Annotated in this window: 23 protein-coding genes; 18 read left to right on the top strand and 5 right to left on the bottom strand. The window is 58.4% G+C overall.

Going from position 1 to position 20,796, the window contains the following annotated elements; all coding sequences use genetic code 11:
* Positions 1 to 233 precede the first annotated feature (233 nt).
* The gene (locus tag ABVN21_RS06485) at positions 234 to 1,595 is read right to left on the bottom strand and encodes an MATE family efflux transporter (protein WP_339556835.1); all 1,362 of its coding nucleotides are present in this window, start codon (positions 1,593 to 1,595) and stop codon (positions 234 to 236) included.
* Positions 1,596 to 2,039: 444 nt separating this feature from the next.
* On the opposite strand from ABVN21_RS06485, the gene ABVN21_RS06480 reads away from it, so the two are divergent.
* Together ABVN21_RS06480 and ABVN21_RS06475 are read left to right on the top strand one after the other, a co-directional pair.
* Entirely contained in the window at positions 2,040 to 2,312 is a 273-nt protein-coding gene (locus tag ABVN21_RS06480) for a hypothetical protein (RefSeq protein ID WP_339556834.1), read from the top strand.
* Between the two features lie 175 nt (positions 2,313 to 2,487).
* Positions 2,488 to 2,895 carry a hypothetical protein gene (locus tag ABVN21_RS06475; RefSeq protein WP_339556833.1) on the top strand — a complete coding sequence of 136 codons (408 nt, stop codon included), beginning with the start codon at positions 2,488 to 2,490 and terminating at the stop codon, positions 2,893 to 2,895.
* A 20-nt stretch (positions 2,896 to 2,915) separates the two neighbouring features.
* Here ABVN21_RS06475 and ABVN21_RS06470 read toward each other — a convergent pair whose 3' ends face one another.
* On the bottom strand, positions 2,916 to 3,374 hold the full coding sequence (locus ABVN21_RS06470) for a metallophosphoesterase family protein (protein ID WP_339556832.1): 459 nt from the start codon (positions 3,372 to 3,374) through the stop codon (positions 2,916 to 2,918).
* A gap of 327 nt (positions 3,375 to 3,701) precedes the next feature.
* Here ABVN21_RS06470 and gltS point away from each other — a divergent pair, with 327 nt between their 5' ends.
* Positions 3,702 to 4,916, top strand: coding sequence for a sodium/glutamate symporter (gene gltS, locus ABVN21_RS06465; RefSeq protein ID WP_339556831.1), 1,215 nt, complete (start codon positions 3,702 to 3,704; stop codon positions 4,914 to 4,916).
* Here gltS and ABVN21_RS06460 read toward each other — a convergent pair.
* Positions 4,913 to 5,614: a helix-turn-helix domain-containing protein gene (locus ABVN21_RS06460; protein ID WP_339556830.1), complete on the bottom strand. Its 702-nt coding sequence runs from the start codon at positions 5,612 to 5,614 to the stop codon at positions 4,913 to 4,915. The genes gltS and ABVN21_RS06460 overlap by 4 nt on opposite strands.
* A 105-nt stretch (positions 5,615 to 5,719) precedes the next feature.
* Between ABVN21_RS06460 and ABVN21_RS06455 the strand changes: the two genes are divergently transcribed.
* Positions 5,720 to 6,661 carry a carbon-nitrogen hydrolase family protein gene (locus ABVN21_RS06455; protein ID WP_339556829.1) on the top strand — a complete coding sequence of 314 codons (942 nt, stop codon included), beginning with the start codon at positions 5,720 to 5,722 and terminating at the stop codon, positions 6,659 to 6,661.
* A gap of 36 nt (positions 6,662 to 6,697) precedes the next feature.
* Positions 6,698 to 7,132 (top strand): GFA family protein, encoded by a 435-nt coding sequence (locus ABVN21_RS06450; RefSeq protein ID WP_339556828.1) that lies wholly within the window; start codon positions 6,698 to 6,700, stop codon positions 7,130 to 7,132.
* Positions 7,133 to 7,155: 23 nt separating this feature from the next.
* Here the strand turns inward: ABVN21_RS06450 and ABVN21_RS06445 are convergent, their stop codons facing one another.
* The gene (locus ABVN21_RS06445; RefSeq protein WP_339556827.1) at positions 7,156 to 7,650 is read right to left on the bottom strand and encodes a cupin domain-containing protein; all 495 of its coding nucleotides are present in this window, start codon (positions 7,648 to 7,650) and stop codon (positions 7,156 to 7,158) included.
* A 537-nt stretch (positions 7,651 to 8,187) separates the two neighbouring features.
* Here ABVN21_RS06445 and ABVN21_RS06440 point away from each other — a divergent pair.
* The 9 genes from ABVN21_RS06440 to ABVN21_RS06400 all read left to right on the top strand — a co-directional run bounded on the left by ABVN21_RS06440 (position 8,188) and on the right by ABVN21_RS06400 (position 15,254).
* On the top strand, positions 8,188 to 9,741 hold the full coding sequence (locus tag ABVN21_RS06440) for a DUF3300 domain-containing protein (protein WP_339556826.1): 1,554 nt from the start codon (positions 8,188 to 8,190) through the stop codon (positions 9,739 to 9,741).
* Positions 9,738 to 10,664, top strand: a complete 927-nt coding sequence (locus ABVN21_RS06435) for a DUF2950 domain-containing protein (RefSeq protein ID WP_339556825.1) — start codon at positions 9,738 to 9,740, stop codon at positions 10,662 to 10,664. The genes ABVN21_RS06440 and ABVN21_RS06435 overlap by 4 nt, the downstream gene beginning before the upstream one ends.
* Before the next feature lie 148 nt (positions 10,665 to 10,812).
* Positions 10,813 to 11,217 (top strand): antitoxin Xre-like helix-turn-helix domain-containing protein, encoded by a 405-nt coding sequence (locus ABVN21_RS06430; RefSeq protein ID WP_339556824.1) that lies wholly within the window; start codon positions 10,813 to 10,815, stop codon positions 11,215 to 11,217.
* Complete coding sequence (locus tag ABVN21_RS06425; RefSeq protein WP_339556823.1) at positions 11,211 to 11,903, top strand: RES family NAD+ phosphorylase; 693 nt, start codon at positions 11,211 to 11,213, stop codon at positions 11,901 to 11,903. Before ABVN21_RS06430 ends, ABVN21_RS06425 begins: the two co-directional genes overlap by 7 nt.
* A 181-nt stretch (positions 11,904 to 12,084) precedes the next feature.
* On the top strand, positions 12,085 to 12,603 hold the full coding sequence (locus ABVN21_RS06420) for a hypothetical protein (RefSeq protein ID WP_339556822.1): 519 nt from the start codon (positions 12,085 to 12,087) through the stop codon (positions 12,601 to 12,603).
* A 121-nt stretch (positions 12,604 to 12,724) separates the two neighbouring features.
* The gene (locus tag ABVN21_RS06415) at positions 12,725 to 13,012 is read left to right on the top strand and encodes a hypothetical protein (protein WP_339556821.1); all 288 of its coding nucleotides are present in this window, start codon (positions 12,725 to 12,727) and stop codon (positions 13,010 to 13,012) included.
* A gap of 108 nt (positions 13,013 to 13,120) precedes the next feature.
* Positions 13,121 to 13,690 carry a chorismate mutase gene (locus ABVN21_RS06410; RefSeq protein WP_339556820.1) on the top strand — a complete coding sequence of 190 codons (570 nt, stop codon included), beginning with the start codon at positions 13,121 to 13,123 and terminating at the stop codon, positions 13,688 to 13,690.
* Positions 13,691 to 14,067: 377 nt separating this feature from the next.
* Positions 14,068 to 14,799 (top strand): SGNH/GDSL hydrolase family protein, encoded by a 732-nt coding sequence (locus tag ABVN21_RS06405; protein WP_339556338.1) that lies wholly within the window; start codon positions 14,068 to 14,070, stop codon positions 14,797 to 14,799.
* 26 nt (positions 14,800 to 14,825) lie between these two features.
* Positions 14,826 to 15,254, top strand: a complete 429-nt coding sequence (locus ABVN21_RS06400; protein ID WP_339556339.1) for a nuclear transport factor 2 family protein — start codon at positions 14,826 to 14,828, stop codon at positions 15,252 to 15,254.
* Here ABVN21_RS06400 and ABVN21_RS06395 read toward each other — a convergent pair.
* On the bottom strand, positions 15,230 to 16,204 hold the full coding sequence (locus tag ABVN21_RS06395; protein ID WP_339556340.1) for a LysR family transcriptional regulator: 975 nt from the start codon (positions 16,202 to 16,204) through the stop codon (positions 15,230 to 15,232). The genes ABVN21_RS06400 and ABVN21_RS06395 overlap by 25 nt on opposite strands.
* A gap of 386 nt (positions 16,205 to 16,590) precedes the next feature.
* Between ABVN21_RS06395 and ABVN21_RS06390 the strand changes: the two genes are divergently transcribed.
* The 4 genes from ABVN21_RS06390 to ABVN21_RS06375 all read left to right on the top strand — a co-directional run bounded on the left by ABVN21_RS06390 (position 16,591) and on the right by ABVN21_RS06375 (position 20,739).
* A complete protein-coding gene (locus ABVN21_RS06390; protein WP_339556341.1) occupies positions 16,591 to 18,081 on the top strand; it encodes an ATP-binding protein in 1,491 nt (496 codons plus the stop codon).
* Between the two features lie 148 nt (positions 18,082 to 18,229).
* A complete protein-coding gene (locus ABVN21_RS06385; protein WP_339556342.1) occupies positions 18,230 to 18,883 on the top strand; it encodes a response regulator in 654 nt (217 codons plus the stop codon).
* Between the two features lie 98 nt (positions 18,884 to 18,981).
* The gene (locus tag ABVN21_RS06380) at positions 18,982 to 19,356 is read left to right on the top strand and encodes a response regulator (RefSeq protein WP_339556343.1); all 375 of its coding nucleotides are present in this window, start codon (positions 18,982 to 18,984) and stop codon (positions 19,354 to 19,356) included.
* A gap of 180 nt (positions 19,357 to 19,536) precedes the next feature.
* Positions 19,537 to 20,739, top strand: a complete 1,203-nt coding sequence (locus ABVN21_RS06375) for an NAD(P)/FAD-dependent oxidoreductase (protein ID WP_339556344.1) — start codon at positions 19,537 to 19,539, stop codon at positions 20,737 to 20,739.
* The last annotated feature ends 57 nt before the right edge of the window (positions 20,740 to 20,796 follow it).

Here is a 20,796-nt window from a genome sequence, read left to right as displayed (position 1 = left end):
ACTTCCGACCACCTGTCGCCGCGACTCTCCAACGCAGGATGATCGTCCCGATCGGGTGATTAATTAGCGGGTTACTCCACGCACCTGGAGACGAATCATCAAAGTCGCCGTTTCGCGCAATGGCTAAAGCAAACCTAGAACCTGGGTGGCGAGGGAGCTTGCTCCCTCGCCACGAATAGCTGACTGACTCAACACCTCATGGTTTACAGCATCGCTCCATCACTGGATCTTGCCTACACCAACCGCTCAATTTTCTGATGCTGCCACACCAGTTTGTAATACAGCGTCTGCAACGCCAGCATCCCCAGATACGCCACCGGAAACGCCATCCACACGCCTTGCAGCCCGAACCGTGCATCCAGCAGATACGCCACCGGCAACTGCACGCCCACCACGCACACAATCGAAATCGCCACCGGCACCATCACAGTGCCGCTGGCGCGCATGATGCCGCCGATGATCGCCTGGAAGCCGAACACCAACAGGCTCCAAAGCATGATGTGCAACAGATGCTCAGCCATATTCAGCGTCGCTTCTTCGGTGAGGAACGACGCCAATAACAAACTCGACAACAAGTACCCGAGCACGATCAAGCCGCCCGTCAGGCACACATTAATCATCAGCCCGGTCTTCAAAATCGGCCCGATGCGCTCGATGCGCCCTGCCCCGATTGCCTGCGCCCCGAGGATCGACGCCGTGATCGCAATCGACAGCGCGGGAAACTGCACGTAGTTCACAATCTGCGTCACCGCGCCATAAGCCGCCGTCGCCTGCGAACCGTGCTGGTTCACCAGCGCCAGAATCACCAGCTCCGACAGCGACAACACCACCATCTGCAACCCGGTCGGCAAGCCGATGCGCAGCACCTTGCCGAGGATCGCCCCGTCCAGCTTCATGGCCGCAAAAAACTCCCGGTCCGGCGCCAACGGATGCCCCTTGCGAATCAAACGCCACGCCAGCCACCCCATCGCCGCCAGGTTGCCCGCCAACCCGGCAAACGCCGCGCTTTGAATCCCCATCGGCGGCAACCCCAACCACCCGCGAATCAGGGCCGGCGTCAGCGCCAACCCGATGACCGTCGACACCACCAGCGCCAACAACGGTGACAACGTATCGCTCACCCCACGCAGCAACTGCGTAAACAGCACAAACACCAACAACGTCGGCATGAACCACAACATCACATGCGCATACGCCACCGCATCGTCCAGCACATCTGCCGGCGTCCCCAGCCCCACCAACGAAGATCGCGCAAATACACTCCCCACCACCGCCGCCACCAACCCGATCAACAACCCCAACAACAACGTCGACCCGGCAATCGCCTTCACCAAATGCGTCTCCCGCGCGCCCCACGCCTGCCCGATCAACACACCCGCCCCCGCGCCAAGGCCGATCACCAGAGCAATGAAGAAGAACACGATGGGGAACATACCCGACACGGCGGCCAAGGCTTGAGTGCCGAGCATTTGGCCGATGTAGATGCTGTTGACGGTACCGGACATGGACTGGAGGAAATTGGAAAGGACCATGGGGGCGAGAAAAAGCAGGTAGGTCGTCCAGAGTGGACGTTGGGCTGGGGTTCGGGTTTGCATGGGTGGGAGGTCCATCTCGACGGCGTGAGGGTTGATTGAGGATAGCTTCGGTGAGTTGGGGCCGAGGGGCAATGAACATTTCAGCGCTGTGTTTAATTTCCCGGCGAAGTGCAGTGAAAGGTCCGAGATTTCAGGGTCACGGGTCCTACAAAAAGCTCGGAATCCCTCACCTACCGCGCTGAGATCATGCGGCTTATAGTCAGTGCCGTCGCCCAAATGGCGATTCGGGTTTGGCGACCTGATCACAGAGAATGCGAAAGCTATCTGCTTCATTGCAGGTATCATCGCACCCGCAAAGCCGCTGTTATGGCGGCTGTGCGCGGGAGACCTTCGGGTCTGCCGGTTTTCTCTGTTGCCGGTTCGCCAACCTGCGCACAGCTGCCACCCAATCGTTTGGCGACGAGTGAGTGACGGCTTTAAGCCAATCAAATAGAGATCTTCACAATGAATCGATACATGCCACTCACCGGAATCGACTTGATCCCGGCTTCCTTGCTCATCGACACCCAAGCCCCACTCGAAGTCCTGCAAGCCATGGCCGACCACCGCATCCGCACGGTCACTCAAGTTCTGGAAAACATCGCGTACCGGGCCGAACTGGGTTGCGACACGGTGGTGTTGACCGACTTTTCCCAACTGCTGGCCATTCCATTACGCGATGGGTGTGACCTGATGGATGTGATTGGACGACGCTTGCGGGCACAGGCAGCGCAGTGATGAAAACGGGCGCTGAAGGCGCCCGTTTTACTTGGTTCAACGAAAATAACGGCCCAACCTGTTCCCGGCCGTTTCTCGTCGTAATACTGCTCATAGATAGCAAAAGATCAGAAACCCGCTATTACGTAGTAACTGTCACTTCATTCACTGCAGATCGTCACAGGTGCGCCACACCATGCGAAATCCACTCAAGCATTCAAGAGTTCGTTTTGGTTTCTTACTGGGTGTGATCTCAATGGGGCTGACCGCTTGCACCAGCGACGAGAGCATGACGGCATCGACTAAACAAATTACTCGACCACCTGTCGATGACAGCGAGACTTCGTCTGTGCGAGTCACTACGAGTTGGCTAAAACACCCATTTAACCAAACCGGGTGTCTGGAGCACGCCAGAGCGGCGCTTGCAAAAGCGAGATATTTTGTCGAGGCGGGAGACAGAACAGTCTATGGGTTACGTGAAGGCATGACGTTTTCGATTCGCTGCGATTACGAAGGCGTTGCTTTTTTCGCAGTTGCTTATCGCCACAGGCCAAGTACTCAAACTCAGGATCGGATCTTGAACGAGATCACCAGGCTATTTTGAGGACTGATCAGAAGCCCCCCTCATTCCAGTAACGAAACCAATCGCGGATCAATCGAGCCCTTCTGCACTTCGAGCAACGCCAATGTAACCGGCAACTTGAAGCGCCGCGGCCCCGCACTGCCTGGATTGAGATACAGCCTTTCACCACGCCACTCAATGCGCGGTTTATGGGAATGGCCGGTTATCACCAACCTGATACCTTCATCCAACAGCGCTGGAACGTCGGCGATGTCATGTACCAAAAAAGTCTGCCAACCCTCGAGCTCGAAATTCAGATCATCGGCGATTTGTACTGCCCATGGAGCCGCCTGATCGTTGTTGCCGCGCACGACATACAGGGGCGCAATCATCGCCAGTTGTTCGAGGATTTCGGGCTTGCCAATGTCGCCGGCGTGAATAATCCACTCACAGCCCTGCAACGTCGCAATCGCTTCGGGGCGGAGCAAGCCATGGGTATCGGAGATCACGCCAACTTTCATGCAAGGCTCCAGGCCAGTTTCAAAAATGCACACTGCGTACCGCTTCGGGGGTGAAAGCCTTGGCGCTCCCCTGCCCCGGCGTTTGCGTGTTCCGGCATCAGGTGCTTGACTCACTCCGGTACACACGCAAGACACGGATGTTCGCCAGCCCTACCTTAGCCCACTGAATGGATTCACATGAAAACAATAGCCAACCCGAAGTTTGCCCTGTGCATTGCCTCGGCCGCGTCAGGCTTCTTCCCCGATCTGCACTTTGATTGACCCAAGTCCGAAGGCCGTGCGATTGAGACTGGATAATATTTTTTCAGGTTTTTCAATAGGCTATAGATGACCGCTCAACTCTTTGCTGTTCATGGTCTGGTGAGTTTCACCCTCGCCATACTGCTGCTATTTCTGGGCAAGACGCTGGTGCAGCACAGCAGGTTGCTGCGTCAATATTGCATTCCGGAATCGGTGGTCGGCGGCTTTGTCTGCGCGGCGGTCACGAGCGTGTTGTACTTCGGTCTCAAGATTCAGGTCGAGTTCGACCTGCAAGTTCGCGACACCATGTTGCTGTACTTCTTTGCCGGCATCGGCTTGAAATCGGACGTGCGCCAGTTGATCAAGGGCGGGTGGCCGCTGATGATTTTGCTGTTGCTGGCCACGGTGTTTATCTTCCTGCAAAACGCGCTGGGCATGGGGATGGCCGAGGTATTCGGGCTTGATCCGAAGGCCGGGCTGATGGTCGGTTCCATCTCCCTCACGGGTGGGATTGGCACTAGCCTCGCCTGGGCACCGCTGTTCGTAGAAAAGCTGGGCATCCAGAACGCGCACGAGTTGGGGATTGCGAGCAATACAGTCGGCCTGATTGCCGCGTGTGTGATCGGCGGCCCCATCGCCAACCGGTTGATCAGTCGTCACCAACTCACGCCGTCCCGGGATGGGGCGCTGGAAGTCGGCATTCTTGACCAACAGCAATCCAAACCTCTGGATTACTACGACGTGCTCTGGGCATGGATGTGGCTCAATTTGACCCTGATGCTTGGCTATGGACTTAACCTGGTGCTGGTCGACAATGGGATCACCCTGCCCAAGTTCGTCAGTTGCCTGTTCGCCGGCATCGTCATTCATCACCTCGTGCTGTCGCTGATCGGCGAGCAGCGCCTGAAATCCTGGAGCGGCGCCAGTCAGGGTCTGTCGCTGATTTCCGATGTGTGCCTGGGCATGTTCCTGACCATGGCGCTGATGGGGTTGCAGTTGTGGCAGCTCAGCGGTGCGCTGCTGTTCATTGCTTGCGCGTTGACCCTGCAGATCCTGTTGACCGTGCTCTATACGTATTTTGTGGTCTTCCGCTTCATGGGCCGTGACTACGAAGCCAGCGTGATCGCTTCAGGGTTTGGCGGTATTGCACTGGGTTCTACGGCGACAGCCATCGTCAATATGACCACCGTGACGCAGAAGTATGGGGCGGCGCACCAGGCGTTTCTTATCGTGCCGCTGGTGTGCGGGTTCTTCATTGATCTGGTTAATGCGGTGATTATCGGGATGTTTAGCGGGCTTTAGCGGTTTGGCTGTGGCGAGGGAGCCGCACTCCGGGTACCGGCAAACGCACTCGTACCCAGCCAACGCCACAAGCTCTCCGCGTCCGTCACCGCACCGTCCACACGCAGCTCTTGCGACTGGAGCACCTCCTTCGGTGTGCGATCGCCCGCCCATACCTCAGTCAACGCCCGCACGCTGGAGTCGACGACGAGCGTCAGTTCTCGCCCGGGGTCGTCACGGCACAGGTCTGCCACGCCCTCTTCGACCACTAGCCACCATTCCTGCTCACCGGGTCGCGCGTCGCGGAACTTGAACTGGATGATCACCGGCCGGGACGGGAACGCTTCGATACGCACAAACCGGCGTACGTCCCACATGAGCAGGCCCGCGTCGAGTTGGTCATCGCGCAGGCGACTACCAATCCAGCGAGCGCCCCAATGCCCCAGTGCCATGATGATGGGGCGCAACTCCTCGCCCGCCGCTGTCAGGCTGTATTCCCAGACGTTGCCTGCAGCCGTGCGCTGTATGACACCGATTTCTTCCAAGTGGCGCAGCCGCTGTGCCAGCAAACTGGTGGACATCCGTGGTACGCCGCGGTGCAGTTCATTGAAGCGCTTGCTGCCACACAGCAGTTCACGCACGACCAACGGCGTCCAGCGTTCGCACAATGCTTCAGCACCGCGTGCGACGGTGCAGAACTGACCGTAGCTTTCGTCCATCGCCTGCACTCCTGCTGCATCAACGCTTCAGATTCTGAACTAGTCCTGCGACGTCGCCACGCGCACGCTCAAGTCTGCGAAAGCCAACCGCCCCAGGAGAACGCCATGACCAAGATAGCCATCATTCAGCGCCCGCCCGTGCTGCTCGATCGCAGCGCGACAATCACCCGGGCCGTGCAGTCGGTCGCTGAGGCTGCGGCGGCCGGGGCATCACTGATTGTGTTGCCCGAATCATTCATTCCAGGTTATCCGTCATGGATCTGGCGGCTGGCGGCGGGAAAGGACGGCGCTGTCATTGGCCAATTGCATACGCGGCTGCTGGCCAACGCCGTTGATATCGCCAACGGTGACCTGAGCGAATTGTGCGAAGCGGCCGGCGTTCATGGAGTGACAATCGTCTGCGGTATCAATGAATGCAACCGGCGCAATGGGGGCGGCACGCTCTACAACAGCGTAGTCGTTATCGGTGCCAACGGCGAAGTGCTCAACCGCCACCGCAAGCTGATGCCCACCAATCCCGAGCGCATGGTGCATGGGTTGGGTGATGCGTCCGGGTTGTGTGCGGTCGATACACCGATCGGCCGCGTAGGTACGCTCATCTGCTGGGAAAACTATATGCCGCTGGCGCGCTATGCGCTGTATGCCCAAGGGGTGGAAATCTACATCGCTCCCACGTACGACAGTGGCGAGGGCTGGATCAACACCCTGCGTCACATAGCACTCGAAGGCCGCTGTTGGGTGCTCGGCAGTGGCACCGTGCTGCGCGGCAGTGACGTCCCCGATGACTTCCCGGCTCGTGCACAACTGTTTGCCGATCCGGACGAGTGGATCAACGACGGCGATTCGGTGGTGGTGAACCCGCAAGGCCGGATCGTGGCCGGTCCGTTGCACCGGGAGGCGGGCATTCTGTATGCAGACATCGACGTGTCACTCGTGGCACCCGCGCGACGAGCGCTTGATGTCACCGGGCACTATGCACGCCCTGATATTTTCGACCTTCAGGTGCGGCGTTCGCCGGCGACAGCGGTGCGCTATATCGATGAGTGAGGGCGATCGCCTGACAACAGATCAAGGAGTCATTCCATGAACATTGAACGGTCCTGCAAAGGCAGTTGTTTTTGCGGCGCAGTCGAGTTCACCGTCAGCGGTGAGCCGGCCGCGATGGGCTACTGCCATTGCGAGTCGTGTCGGCATTGGTCAGCGGGGCCGGTGAACGCCTTCACACTGTGGAAACCCGAGGCGGTCCAGGTAACTCGGGGGGCTGACAACATCGGTACTTTCAACAAGACACCCAGGAGTGGCCGAAAGTGGTGCAAGACTTGTGGCGGTCATCTCTTCACCGAACACCCGGGGATGGGCCTTATCGATGTCTATGCCGCGGTCATTCCGGATCTGGAGTATTTGCCAGGCGTGCATGTTCACTATCAGGAGTCGGTACTGCATATCAAAGATGGCTTGCCCAAGCTCAAGGATGTCCCGAAAGAATTGGGAGGATCGGGAATCAACGTGGTTGAGTAGTTGCCGGAACTTTCAAGTCTTTATTACTTCGACGCATTGCGTGGATCATCATGGCTGTCAACATACTCGAGCCCGAGCGGCCCGGTTCCATAAACCTGCGAGATGTACTCCCCTGATTTCGCCCAGTGAAAGTGTGGCGTGTTAGCCGGGAGTATCACCACGCTGCCTGGCCCATAAGCGACCAGTTTGTCCGGATCGAAAACCGTACCGAAGCCAATATAGAAAACACCGGACATGACGGTGTAGATACGGTCTTCAGGATGGGTATGGGGCATGAGTCTGGTGCCATTGGGCACTTTGACTCGCACGACGTAGGGTGCTGGCTTGCTTGGGTCGCCGGCGATAACCGCCAGTTTCACTTCTTTCGGGAATGCAGGGAAGCTGCGCCATTCCACGTCTTCATTATGCAGCGCAGCGGTTTTATCGAGTGGCAATGGTTGTGCCTGAACGGATGGGATGGCTGCGCTTACTACAAAAAATACTGCCAGACCCGCCGTTTTCATCATGCTCTGAATCATGAGAAGTACCTTAAATACGCCTGGAACAAAATCGTCCGGCAGACTCTAGGATTTATTGGCATTCATGATAATGGCGTTGTCGTGCATTACTGTTGATACGCAATGTAATCAATCTCTGCGCCACAACATCACACTCACCAGCGGCAGGCCGCTCATCAAACTAATCACTGCACCAGCGCACCGAAAATGCCCGGTCTGATCAGCCGGGCTTGTTCGTGGGCATTGAGTGTGCTTTCAAGACAAGTGTTAACCCGTGGCGAGGGAGCTTGCTCCCTCTGGATTGCGTAGCAGTCCCTTTCTTTATGGGCGAACAGAGGGCCGCTTCGCGCCCCAGCGGGAGCAAGCTCCCTCGCCACAGGGTCAGTGGATGCACCGGGCCGCACGCTTCCCCCATGACGAGTGAATTCCTGGCAGATTTTTTTTGTTTGCTACTATTAGTGCACTGCATCGAAGCGAAGGTCCGGCGCTGGCACTGTCGGCTTTCACTTGCGGCACACATTCGTTCAATTCGATCGTGCGTGAACTCAGGGAGCTGCAATGCGCATTCCACTATATTTCGCGTTGTCAGCTGTCTTTTTGGTGAGCGGATCTTCCGGCGCAGCGACGCCAGGGGATGCCGCCGCCCCCGCGCCCACAAACACTGCCGCTACGACGCCCGCCGCGGCGCCCGCCTCAATACCTGCGAAAGACCCCGTGTTTACCCAGGAACAACTGGATCAAATGCTCGCGCCTATCGCGCTGTATCCGGATCCGCTGCTGGCACAGTTACTGATGGCGTCCACCTACCCCGGGGAGATCGCCGAGGCCGTGACCTGGTCCAAAGCGCACCCGGACGCCAAGGGCGATGATGCGGTCAAACAAGTGGCGAGCCAGCCCTGGGACCCGAGCGTGCAGGCGCTGGTTGCGTTCCCTCAGGTGTTGGCGACACTGGGACAGGATCCGGTTTGGGTGCAACGCCTGGGTGATGCCTTCCTGGCGCAGCCCGACGATGTCATGAATGGCGTGCAACGCTTGCGGCATCAGGCGCAGGCGGCAGGCAACCTGCAGACCAACCAGTATCAGAACGTGACGATCCAGAATGTCGCGCCCCCTGCCCCCGCACCGGCTCCCGATTCAACAGCCACGGATTCCGCGCCTGCTCCGGCCCCGGCCAGCAGTTCGACCATCATCATTCAGCCTGCCGACCCGCAGGTTGTGTACGTGCCCACCTATAACCCGACCACCACCTACGGCACCTGGGCCTATCCGGCGTCGCCGCCGGCGTACTATCCACCGCCACCCGCCTATTACCCCGGTCAGGCATTGGTGGCCGGGTTGGCGTTTGGTACTGGCGTGGCTATCGTCGGTGCACTGTGGGGCGATTGTGATTGGGGCAATAACGATGTCGATATCGATGTCAATCGCTACAACAGCATCAATAGCAACAACCGCATCAACAATAACCAGAACAAATGGACGCATAACTCTGCCCACCGCAACGGCGTTCCCTATCGAGATAACAGGAGCCGCGAACAGTACGGCCGCCAACTGAACGGTGCCAATCAGCGTAATGCCTACAGAGGTGACAATGCCCAGCGCGCCCAGGCTCGTGAAAAAGCCCGCAGTTCCATGGACCGGCACGGCATTGAACGACCTGCCACCAGCAACCTCGAAGCCCGTAACCGGGCACGCGAAGCCCAATCGCGAACCTCGGCTGGTAACCGGATGCAAGGCGGTGCAGACAGATCGAACATATCTGACAGGGCGACCGATAGGCCCAGAGCTGCTGACAGAAGCCAGGGCGCGGCCAGAAACACTCGGGAAAATCAGCAGCCCAGGAGGCAAACCGCGCAGACAAATCAGCGCGCCCAAGGCAATTCACAGGCGCGCCAAGCTGTGCAAAACCGTCAGACCACGCCGGCCGTCAACAGAGGCAGCAGCCGCAACAACGCCTTCGCCGGCGCGCGGTCGCCGTCCCAGGCCAACCTGCAAGCCAGTCGTGGTCGGGCCAGTCAGGCATCCTTTCAGCGCCCCAGCGCTTCGCGTCCGGCCGGCCATCAGATCAGTCGGCCGTCCAATCCACCAGCGCGTCAAAGGGGGGGCCGTCGTTGAATTACCATCCTCGAGTAAAGTTTCTCAAGGGCTTGCTCCGCCATGCCTTGGTGATCACTGCCGGTGTGGCGTGGTCGTGCATTGTTGTGGCTCAGCAGGAATTTCCAACCCCGGAAAAGGCCGCTCAAGCATTCGTCGACGCCTTGGGAACGAAAAACGCCGATGACAAACGCCTCACCGAATTGCTGGGTAAGGATTGGCACAAGTTCATCCCTCGCGAAGGCGCGGAACGCAAAGATGTGGACGCTTTTTTGAAGCAATACCACCAGCATCACCAGATAGACAAAACCACCGACGGCAAGGCGATTCTGTCGGTCGGAAGCGACCATTGGACACTGCCTATCCCCTTGGTAAAAGGCACCAGCGGTTGGCGCTTCGACATCAAGGACGGCGGCGCTGAAATGCGCGCACGGCAAATTGGCCGCAACGAACTGGCCGCTGTGCAATCGGCCCTGGCCTATCACGACGCCCAGATGGACTACGCGTCAGTGGATCGTGACGGTGACGGTGCTCTGGAATATGCGCAGAACATTTTCAGCACCCCCGGCACGCACGACGGACTCTATTGGAAGGAGGACAAAAGTGGTCAGATCAGCCCCTTGGGCCCTTCGTTTGGCAAAACCATTGCCGGGGAAGCCTGGCATGGTTACCGCTTTCGCATCCTGCTTGGCCAAGGGCCTTCGGCACCGGGTGGCGCTTACAGCTATCTTATCGGTGACAAGATGAGCCGAGGTTTTGCACTGATTGCCTGGCCGGCGATTTACGGCGAAACCGGCGTCATGAGTTTCATGATCAGTCATGAAGGTGAGGTCTTCGAGAAAGACCTGGGACCGGAAACTGAAAAGCAGGCGCAGGCCATGGAGGTCTTTGATCCGGATGACAGCTGGAATGCCGTGAGTGCCGATCAAGAGCAACAAGACTGAGGCAAACGGGTCACGAACACGGGCGCCTTGGAGGCGCCCGTTTTTTGTCCGGGCTGGAACTACATGATGTCCATCGGTCGAGCCAACCTTGATCTAAAGACTCTAATTACCTACATTTGAGTCTATAGATTCAAATGAGGTATCGCACATGGCCGTCCCCCTTCAAGCCCAAGGCTTCAGCAAAAGCCAGTGTGTCGCCGGTCTGCGGGCCGCCGTGGGCATCCTGGAAAAATGGCGCGCGTCCAGTGAGCAGGCGTGTCGCATCCTGCGTATTTCCCGCAGCACTTTCACCCGTGCCCGGCAGCGCGATGCCGATTGGGCAGTGGCGCTGGATTCCGATCAAATGCAGCGCATCAGCTTCGTGCTGAACATCCACGCCACGCTGCGCCTGGTGTTCGACAACCCGGACAACGTCTACGGCTTCCCGGCGATGAGCAATCACAACGAGTTCTTCAACGGCCGCTCTCCGCTGGAGATCATGGCTCAGGGCGACATGATCTCCTTGTATGAAACCTTCCGACGCATCGACACGCTGCGTGGCGCGCAATGGTGACGGTGAGCGAACTGCCTGCACTGACCGGCGAGTCGTTACAGGCTTATCGACTGGTCAATTCGAAGTTTCCGCCGATTGCCCTGTTCGATGACGTGGCGGACGCGGACGAGTTTGAGGTGCTCTATCAGATTCAGGCGCTGACCAATCCCCGGCTGAAGAATGAAGTGGGTCAGCTGGAGTTGATTGCGCGCAGTGAGATTCCGTTTGGCATTCCTGGCTGTTCTTACGCCATTGCGCCGTTCACCCACGTCAACCCGGCTGGATCGCGGTTCAGTGATGGGCAATACGGGGTGTTGTACCTGGCGGACTCCATGGACACGGCGTTGGCCGAAGTGCGGCATCATCAGGGTTTGTATTGGTCGAATGTGCCAAGCCTGAACTATGAGCGGTTTGTGTTTCGCGGGTTGTCTTGCGCGTTCGTGGAGGTCGGGATGAAGGATGCCACTTCCCTGCCGATGACTGATCCGGTGTATGCGCCCGACGATTACAGCCATTCCCGATTGTTGGGCCGGGCGATCAAGGATGTCGGTCATTCCGGGCTGCGGTACCACTCGGTGCGGATGCAGGGCGGTTATTGCTGGGCGTTGATGACGCCGAGGCCGGTGTCTTCGGTTATTCAGACGGCACATTACGAGATGGTGTGGAATGGGCAGGTCACCAGTGTGAGCAAGATCAGCGAGGCTTGAGGGGGACTGCGCAGCGCCCCGCTTATCCCGACGTCCCAGGCATCATCACGCCCACAACAGGCAAGCCGTTCGCCCTATCAATGCCGTCGATGTTCACCATCACCTCAATGAAGTTCTCTTAAAAATCCTGCGGCGTAACATTGGCTCCATACCAACCAACAACACCCCGGAGCACACGATCATGAAACGCCAAACCATCCTCAGCATCGCTTTCTCAGTTTTTGCAGTTAACGCTTTTGCCGCTACCGCTACTCAGCCTGTTGTCGCTGAAGGTGGCTCGGATCGTCTGATTGAAAGCCGTGTGGCTGAAGGTGGTTCGGATCGTTTGATCCAGAATCGTGTGGCTGCCGATGGTTCGGATCGCCTGCAAGGTAACGCCGTTGCCGCCGATGGTTCGGATCGTCTGCAAGGCAACACCGTTGCCGCCGATGGTTCGGATCGTCTGCAAGGCAACACCGTCGCTGCCGATGGCTCGGATCGTCTGAAAGGCAACACCGTCGCTGCCGATGGCTCGGATCGTCTGAAAGGCAACACCGTTGCCGCTGATGGCTCGGTTCGACTGAAAGGCAACACCGTTGCTGCCGATGGCTCGGATCGCCTGCAAGGCAACACCGTCGCTGCCGATGGCTCGGATCGCCTGCAAGGCAACACCGTCGCTGCCGATGGCTCGGATCGCCTGCAAGGCAACTCCGTCGCTTAAAACCCATCGCTTCACCGCAGTACCCACGAAAAGCCCGGCCTGATCAGCCGGGCTTTTTCATGCTCAAAATCCATCGCTCGATCGTCTATCCTGTGCCCCCGCACACTCACCGGAGACATCCGTGCCGCCCCTGACCGCCCGCGAGGTTTACCAGCAATTGCGTGATGTCGCCCAAGGCATTCGCCCGTTCGCTCGCCTCGATGAACAAACCGAGCACGGCCACGTACAGGTCGACATCGAAGGCTGGCACTTGACCCTGGATGTCGATGGCAATCGCTTGCGCCATTGCCTGCGTTGCCAAAGCCCGGACGGTCGCGCGTACGACGGATGGCAGCATTACGGCACAGACCCGATCAGTTTGCTCAGCACCTGGGAGCTGGCACAGATTGAACGACGGCTGGCTGAGTGATTCCGTGCACTCAATCTTCAACAAACCGGCATTTGAGCCTTCGTTCCGTTGTCTCACCTGTGTTACATAACAATGAATAGTGAATCAAGCGTCCAACGAGGTTTACCCATGCTCCGCTTCCCACGCTTGCCGCAGTTGTTGACCTGCACCCTGATCGGTCTGCTCGCGGGCGGCGCCCACGCTGAAACACCTTCCCCGGCACCTGAACCCTTGCAACCGCTGCTGGCGACGATCAACGAGCGCCTGAACATTGCTGACCAGGTGGCGCTGACCAAATGGGACAGCGGCAAACCGATCCAGGACAGCACTCGGGAAGCGCAAGTCATCGCCAACGCCAGGAAGATAGCCGTTGAGCAAAAAGTGGACGCGGATGAAGCTGCCGATTTGATCGCCGCGCAGATCGAAGCCAACAAACTGGTGCAATACGGACTGATCGCGCAATGGCAAGCCGCGCGCAAGGCACCTGACGTGCCGAGGCCGGACCTGAATCAAATCAGGCCGAAGCTGGATGAACTGCAAAGCCGCCTGTTGCAGCAATACGCTGATTTCGTGCCCTATCGCGTCGACCCGGAATGCCCCAATTGGCTGGCCAAGGAGCGCTCCGGCCTGATCAAGGATGCGCTGCACGGCCAGGCGCTGATCCGCGCCACCGGGGAGTTGTGCATCACCGATCAATGAGTCCAATCCGAACTGTAGGAGCCGGCTTGCCGGCGATGGCGCACTTAAGAGCGCCATCGCCGGCGAGCCGGGCTCCTAAAGATAGCTGTCTCGTTCAGTCGATGGCTCCGACCGTTTACAAAGCAACACCGTTACATAACTGAATCTCTACACCGCAACATCGAGAAGCCCGGCCTGATCAGCCGGGCTTTTTCGTGGGCGCTGAATTTGCTTTCGAGAAAAACGAAAACCTGTGGCGAGGGAGCTTGCTCCCTCGTTACAGATACCGCATCGCGATTTAGTGAACGGCATTTCGGCTGATATGACCGGTGACGCGCCATAGGTGGATCTGGCAGCCTTGCTGGAACGTCGCGACCTCCCTGATCTGGACCTCAAGCATGAGCAAGACCGAAGCGCTGGCCAAAATACTGCTCGGCCCTGTGTTGCTGATGCAGGGTGTGTACACGCGCCGGGTGACGCCAAAGTTGCCGGAAGCCGACGGCGAACGCGAGGGCGTCGCGGGCCGTGGCGAGGGTTTGCGTCTTTTGATTCTCGGCGATAGCGCCGCTGCCGGGGTCGGTGCCTCGACTCAGGCCGAAGCGCTGAGTGGTCAGTTGGTCAGCCTGCTGGCCGAGGAATTTCAGGTCAGCTGGAAGCTCTGGGCGCGGTCCGGCCTGGATACCCGGGCAATGCTGGAATGGCTCGCAGACCACGCGCCGCAATTCTTCGATGTAGTGCTGCTTTCCATCGGCGTCAACGATGTCACCAGCACCTTGGCGGTTGAGCAGTGGATCGCCCGGCAACAGCGTTTGATCGAGGTACTGCGCGACAGATTTGCCGTGAAACAGATCGTCATCTCCCCTCTCCCACCCATGCATTTGTTCCCCGCGTTGCCACAACCGCTGCGATGGTATCTGGGCCATCGGGCGGCCTGTTTCAATCGCCAGCTTACCGAGATGGCAGCACGCATGGATCACTGTACGCTGCTGACAACCCGCCTGACGCCCGTGACTGGTGCGATGGCGCGGGATGGTTTCCACCCTGGACCGGCAACCTACCGTGTGTGGGCAGGCGATGCCGCCGAGATGATCGCAGCGCGCTTTCGTACCACTGCACCAGGCAATATTTGAATAACAACAAAAAACAGGAGTTGAAAATGTCTGAACTGAAATTGCACCCCCACGCGGCGGCGTCCTTGAGCCAATGGCACGAGATGATTCGCAGTGGTGATTTGAGTCGCTTGCCCGAGTTGCTGGACCCGCAAGCCGTGTTCCGCTCGCCGATGGCGCACACGCCATACCCGGGCGCGCCGGTGGTGTCGATGATCCTCAACACCGTGTGCAAGGTGTTCGAAGACTTCGCCTACCACCGCGAACTGGCGAGCGCCGACGGTTTGAATGTGGTGCTGGAATTCAGCGCCAGGGTCGGCGAGAAGCAGTTGAAGGGCATCGACATGATCCGCTTCAACGAGCAGGGCAAAATCGTCGAATTCGAAGTGATGGTCCGTCCGCTCAGTGGCTTGCAGGCGCTGGGCGCAGAAATGGGCCAACGTCTCGGCGCTTATCTGGCCGCCAGTAAAGCCTGATCGTTGTGTAGCGTCGGTCGAGGCTTCGGCACTACTTGCAGCTCGACCGGCTCGCAAAAAAACCCGTTGCAGCGTGAGCGTAACCAGCGTTCGCCCGGATCGTTGTGAACCGCGGCGCGCCAGACCATGGAAAGCTCCTGCGAGGGCAACTCCATCGGCGCCGGTTCCGCCCGCAATCCACCCGCCGGGACCATGACCCTGGCCACGTAATCCGGCACGATGGCCAACATTTCACTGTGAGCCAACAGCATCGGCAACGCACTGAACTGCGGGACCGTCAGCACGACTTTGCGCTGCCGACCGAGCAGGCCAAGAGCTTGATCGGTTTCGTCCATGACATTGCCTATTGACGACACCACGGCATGGGGACGACTGCAAAACTCATCCAGTCCCAAAGAACCGGGCTTGCTATCCGCCCGCAACAGCATCGGGCGAATCGGCCGCAATCCCTTGCGCCGAGCCGTCGCCGGCAAGTCGTGGGTATGACTGATGCCCAGGGACACTTCGCCGCTGAGCAGCATTTGCGACATCTGCCGGTGATCCACTCGACGCACGATCAACGTGATGTTCGGTGCCTCGATTCGCAACTGCCGCAACAACCGCGGGAGCAACGCGTATTCGACGTCATCGGAGAGCCCAATATGGAAGGTCGCCTCGCTGGTACGCGGGTCGAACGATTGGCAACGGCTCAACGCGGCAGCCATGCCATCCAGTGCCGGTGTCAGATTGGAGAAGATTTCTTCTGCCCGCGCAGTCGGTTCCATCACTCGCCCTGCTCGAACGAACAACGGGTCATCGAACATCAACCGCAGACGGCCCAATGCGCCGCTGATGGCAGGCTGGCCGAGGAACAGTTTTTCACCGACGCGGCTGACATTTCGCTCATGCATCATCGTCTCGAAAACCACCAGCAGATTGATGTCGGCACGACGCAGGTCATTTCTGTTCATGATGTTCGCTGCCTGGGCACAAGGCCAAAGAGTTCAGAAAAGTGCATGGACAGGTTAAGTGCGCGGGTGAAAATCGTCTGTCGTACATGGGGACAACTCACTCATGCGTTAGATGAGTGCATTGATACTTCGGTATAGCCAATGGCTAAAAAAACCATTTTTATGAATGACTTAAGACTATTTTCGGCCACCGCGTGCGTCGACGGGATGGCAGATATTTCGGGTTTTTTGTCCTAACGGAATGCACGGCCGTGCTTCTAGGATACTGAACCGATTCTCCGCTCCCAGCCCGATTGCAAACCGAGGCGCGCATGATCGAAAACCGGACAAAAACGCCTGCCCATGCACGCAGCGCACATCCCTTTCTAAAAGGAACCTGCAGCAAGATGCTGAATCACTCAGGCCAAAGGACTTCGCGTTTCTTGATCGGTATCGACCTCAAGCCGCTGGAAAATACGCTGGTGTGGTTGGCAAGCCTGATCGTGGCGTGCGGAATTTTGATCAATACCGAAACCCACACCGACCTCACGACGACCACGCTTTACATCGCATTGCTGCTGATGGCGATCAATCTGTTGTCGATCAGCGCGGTGATCTTGATCGCGTTGTGCTGCATGTCGGTACTGACGGTGATGTTCCTTTATCAAGGCGGGTTTCACCACTGGGAATCGACCTCTGAGCTGTTGCACAACCTGACCGTACTGGCAGCGATTACCTTTGTGGCGTTGCGTAGCAAACAAGTCTCCGACAACCTTCGCCACAAGGAGGTCTACATGGTCGGTGCCCAGCGCCTGACCCAGACCGCTTGCTTCGGTTTTCGTGCCGACCTTGGGGCAATTTCCTGGTCGGATCAGGCGGCACGGATACTTGAATATCCGGCGGGCACTCCGCCCACGGTGGCGTTGTTCCTGGCGCGCACCCACCCGGATGACGTGCCCCTGCTGCTGGCCGGTTTCGAAAAGGCTGCGCGCCATGAAACCCTGATCGAGGTCCGGCATCGCCTGCTGATGCCCGACGGGCGCATCAAGCATCTGCACCTGTTCGCCACCCCGCTTTTCACCCGACACGGGTGTTTTGAATACCTGGGTGCGTTGATGGATATCACCGCCAACATAGAAGCAGAAGAAGCACTGTGCCGGGCACAAACCCAATTGGCCCATGTCACCCGCGTGACGTCACTGGGCGAACTGGCGGCGTCCATTGCCCATGAAGTCAATCAACCGCTGGCGGCGATCACCAGCAGTGGCGAAGCCTGTCGCAATTGGTTGAGCCGCCCGGTGCCGGACCTGGTGGAAGCACGCCAGTCGCTGGAAAGAATCATCGCCAGTTCAAATCGGGCCAGCGAGATAACTCGCCGCGTGCGGGCACTGTCGCGCAAGAGCGACCCGCTGCGACAAAACGAATCGTTCAACGACATCGTCAGTGAAACCTTGAGCCTGGTCCGCCACGAATTGGCGCATCACAAGATCACGCCGAAAATCGAGCTCTCCGCGTTCGGTGGCCAGGTCAGTGCCGATCGCGTGCAACTGCAGCAAGTCATCATCAACCTGATCATCAACGCGTGCCAGGCCATGGACGCGGTCAAAGCGTCGGACCGGATCCTGTCCATTCGCACCTGGGTCAAGGACAACGAGGCCGTGCTGGAAGTCGCCGACCAGGGAACGGGCATTCCCGCCGAGGTTTTGGAGAAGCTGTTCACACCGTTCTTCACCACCAAGGAAAACGGCCTGGGCATGGGGCTTTCCATCTGCCGCTCGATCATCGATTTCCACAACGGGCGGATCTGGGCGACCAGTGCCACCGGCCAGGGAAGTTCGTTTTTGTTTGCGCTGCCGGTACTGGTCGCCAACGACCCGGATTACGCGTCAGCCATTTAATACAAAGGTATATCGCGGGCAAACCTGAACACTAAACGGGCGACCACAGGCATGAATGCCTACAGTCCGGCATGCGTTTAAGGTAGAGCCCATCGCAAGGAACACAGCGTGGGGGCGGCTGCATGTCCATCCCCCTTGGGAATGAGCAATGAACGAACTGCACTCCATTCAGAAAAGCACTCTCAACGAGCCCATTGTTTTCATCGTCGACGACGATGCGCCCCTGCGTGAATCCCTTGGCAGCCTGTTGCGCTCCATCGGCCTGCGGGTCGAGTTGTTCGGCTCGGTTGGTGAATTCATGAAATACAACCGTCCCGAGACTGCCAGTTGCATGGTGCTGGATGTGCGGTTGCAGGGCAGCAGCGGTCTGGATTTTCAGAACGAACTGGCCGCCCACGGCATCAATGTGCCGATCGTGTTTATCACCGGCCACGGCGATATCGCCATGACGGTGCGGGCGATGAAGGCCGGGGCGGTGGATTTCCTGACCAAGCCCTTTCGCGAACAGGATTTGATTGACGCGGTGTGCGCCGCCCATGCCCGGGACAAGCAGCGCCGTGAATCCGAGCGTTATGCCGATCAGTTGCGGGCGCGCCACCAGACGCTGTCAGCGCGGGAGCAAACAGTCATGGCGCTGGCGGCATCAGGCTTGATGAATAAACAGATCGCCGGGGAGATCGGCCTGAGCGAGATCACGGTCAAGATTCATCGTGGCCAGGCCATGCGCAAAATGGGGGCGCGTTCGTTCGCCGACCTGGTGCGCATGGCCGAAGTCATCACCGCACAGCCCACAGCGAGGTAACTATACCCACGTATACTGTGCACCTATTCAGGACAGCGTATCTTGCAATGATGGCGGACAGCCTCCACGAGCTCTCCGCTGCGACGCAGGGTAGAACAATGCGCAATGACGCGATAATTTCCGTAGTCGACAATGATGATTCCGTTCGAATGGCGCTGGACAGTTTATTACGCTCCAGCGGTTACGCGGTGAGAACTTATGCAGGTGCTCATGACTTCCTCTTTTCCGATGGCCCCAATGTAACTTCCTGCCTGATTTCCGACATACAAATGCCGGATATGGACGGCATTCAGATGTATGAAGAGCTGGCGACTAAGGGTATTCACATTCCGGTCATATTCATTACCGGCAACCCCGACGCGCAGCGCCAATTGAGCAATAAAGCCCGGGAACCGGTGGCATTCCTGCCAAAACCGTTTGCCACCAACAAGTTGATGGAGTTTATCGACATTGCTCTTAAACGCCCCGTCTGAGTTCCTCCTGCATTTCAACTAGCGAACTAACACCTTGGTATAGCTACATAACACTTAGTCATACTTCAGATGACCCTATGTAGAAGTGTTTCATCCCGGGCCCTCACATAACATCTCCCCCAGATCGCACTTCTATCGCAAGAGTTTCAACGCCCTCGATTGTTCTTCTGGAGCTAAACAATGAAACAGCATATTTTGATTATCGGTGCAGGGTTCGGTGGTGTCTGGAGCGCATTGAGCGCTGCCCGTCTTCTGGACAAGCACGACCGTAACGACGTCGAGATCAGCGTTCTGGCGCCGCAAGCCGAACTGCGGATTCGCCCGCGCTTCTACGAGCCGAACGTGCACAACATGAAGGCGCCATTGAACGAGCTGTTCGACGCCGTCGGCGTGAAGTTCGTCCAGGGCACGGCTGAAGTGATCGACGAAAAAAACAAACACGTCAGCTACACCAACGCCGCTGGCGCTCAAGGCACGCTGAGCTACGACCGCTTGGTGCTGGCCGCCGGCAGCCACCTGATGCGTCCGCCGGTCGATGGCATGCTTGAGCACGCCTTCGATGTGGATCAAATCGAATCCGCCACGCGCCTGGAAGCCCACATCAAATCGCTGAAAGATCTGCCGGCCAGTGCGGCCCGCAACACGGTGGTGGTGGCCGGCGGTGGCTTCACCGGTATTGAAACCGCGACCGAAATGCCGGCGCGCCTGCGTGCGGTGCTGGGTGACAACGCCGACATCCGCGTGATCGTGGTCGACCGCGGTCCACAAATTGCTGCCGCGATGGGCGATGGCATTCGCCCGTCGATTGTCGAGGCGTCCGAACACTTGGGTATCGATTGGGTGCTCAATGCCACCGTGGCTTGCGTCGACGCCAATGGCGTCACCCTCGCCGATGGCCAGCGCATCGAGTCCAAAACGGTGATCTGGACGGTGGGTTTCCGTGCCAATCCACTGACCGAGCAAGTGCAAGGCACCCGCGATCCCCAAGGCCGGCTACATGTCGATCCGCACCTGAAAGTACGCGATCACGCCGATGTGTACGCTTCCGGCGACGTGGCCTACGCCGCGACCGATGACCTCGGCAACTTCGCCGCCATGTCTTGCCAGCACGCCATTGCTCTGGGCCGCTACGCCGGCAACAACGTCGCCGCTGATCTACTGGGTGTTGAACCGATGGTGTACAGCCAACCCAAGTACGTCACCTGTCTCGACCTGGGCACTTGGGGCGCCGTGTACACCGAGGGCTGGGATCGCCAGGTGAAACTGGTCAAGCAGGAAGCCAAGGAACTCAAGACCCAAATCAACAGCGTGTGGATCTACCCGCCGGCGGCTGATCGCGCCACGGCACTGGCCGCCGCCGACCCGTTGATACCGGTGGCTTGACGACAAGTGAAGCTGTCGTGGCTGGACGACTGCAACCGTCCGGTCATGGCAGCCGTC

It is taken from the genome of Pseudomonas sp. MYb327 (assembly GCF_040438925.1).
Classification (GTDB): domain Bacteria; phylum Pseudomonadota; class Gammaproteobacteria; order Pseudomonadales; family Pseudomonadaceae; genus Aquipseudomonas.
This window is presented reverse-complemented; position numbering and strand designations above follow the sequence as displayed.

Bases quoted from the DNA above. Each gene is read 5' to 3' on its own strand.
- ABVN21_RS06485 (WP_339556835.1), bottom strand. From the start codon at position 1,595: ATGCAAACCCGAACCCCAGCCCAACGTCCACTCTGGACGACCTACCTG.
- ABVN21_RS06480 (WP_339556834.1), top strand. From the start codon at position 2,040: ATGAATCGATACATGCCACTCACCGGAATCGACTTGATCCCGGCTTCC.
- ABVN21_RS06475 (WP_339556833.1), top strand. From the start codon at position 2,488: ATGCGAAATCCACTCAAGCATTCAAGAGTTCGTTTTGGTTTCTTACTG.
- ABVN21_RS06470 (WP_339556832.1), bottom strand. From the start codon at position 3,374: ATGAAAGTTGGCGTGATCTCCGATACCCATGGCTTGCTCCGCCCCGAA.
- gltS (WP_339556831.1), top strand. From the start codon at position 3,702: ATGACCGCTCAACTCTTTGCTGTTCATGGTCTGGTGAGTTTCACCCTC.
- ABVN21_RS06460 (WP_339556830.1), bottom strand. From the start codon at position 5,614: ATGGACGAAAGCTACGGTCAGTTCTGCACCGTCGCACGCGGTGCTGAA.
- ABVN21_RS06455 (WP_339556829.1), top strand. From the start codon at position 5,720: ATGACCAAGATAGCCATCATTCAGCGCCCGCCCGTGCTGCTCGATCGC.
- ABVN21_RS06450 (WP_339556828.1), top strand. From the start codon at position 6,698: ATGAACATTGAACGGTCCTGCAAAGGCAGTTGTTTTTGCGGCGCAGTC.
- ABVN21_RS06445 (WP_339556827.1), bottom strand. From the start codon at position 7,650: ATGATTCAGAGCATGATGAAAACGGCGGGTCTGGCAGTATTTTTTGTA.
- ABVN21_RS06440 (WP_339556826.1), top strand. From the start codon at position 8,188: ATGCGCATTCCACTATATTTCGCGTTGTCAGCTGTCTTTTTGGTGAGC.
- ABVN21_RS06430 (WP_339556824.1), top strand. From the start codon at position 10,813: ATGGCCGTCCCCCTTCAAGCCCAAGGCTTCAGCAAAAGCCAGTGTGTC.
- ABVN21_RS06425 (WP_339556823.1), top strand. From the start codon at position 11,211: ATGGTGACGGTGAGCGAACTGCCTGCACTGACCGGCGAGTCGTTACAG.
- ABVN21_RS06420 (WP_339556822.1), top strand. From the start codon at position 12,085: ATGAAACGCCAAACCATCCTCAGCATCGCTTTCTCAGTTTTTGCAGTT.
- ABVN21_RS06410 (WP_339556820.1), top strand. From the start codon at position 13,121: ATGCTCCGCTTCCCACGCTTGCCGCAGTTGTTGACCTGCACCCTGATC.
- ABVN21_RS06405 (WP_339556338.1), top strand. From the start codon at position 14,068: ATGAGCAAGACCGAAGCGCTGGCCAAAATACTGCTCGGCCCTGTGTTG.
- ABVN21_RS06400 (WP_339556339.1), top strand. From the start codon at position 14,826: ATGTCTGAACTGAAATTGCACCCCCACGCGGCGGCGTCCTTGAGCCAA.
- ABVN21_RS06395 (WP_339556340.1), bottom strand. From the start codon at position 16,204: ATGAACAGAAATGACCTGCGTCGTGCCGACATCAATCTGCTGGTGGTT.
- ABVN21_RS06390 (WP_339556341.1), top strand. From the start codon at position 16,591: ATGCTGAATCACTCAGGCCAAAGGACTTCGCGTTTCTTGATCGGTATC.
- ABVN21_RS06385 (WP_339556342.1), top strand. From the start codon at position 18,230: ATGAACGAACTGCACTCCATTCAGAAAAGCACTCTCAACGAGCCCATT.
- ABVN21_RS06380 (WP_339556343.1), top strand. From the start codon at position 18,982: ATGCGCAATGACGCGATAATTTCCGTAGTCGACAATGATGATTCCGTT.
- ABVN21_RS06375 (WP_339556344.1), top strand. From the start codon at position 19,537: ATGAAACAGCATATTTTGATTATCGGTGCAGGGTTCGGTGGTGTCTGG.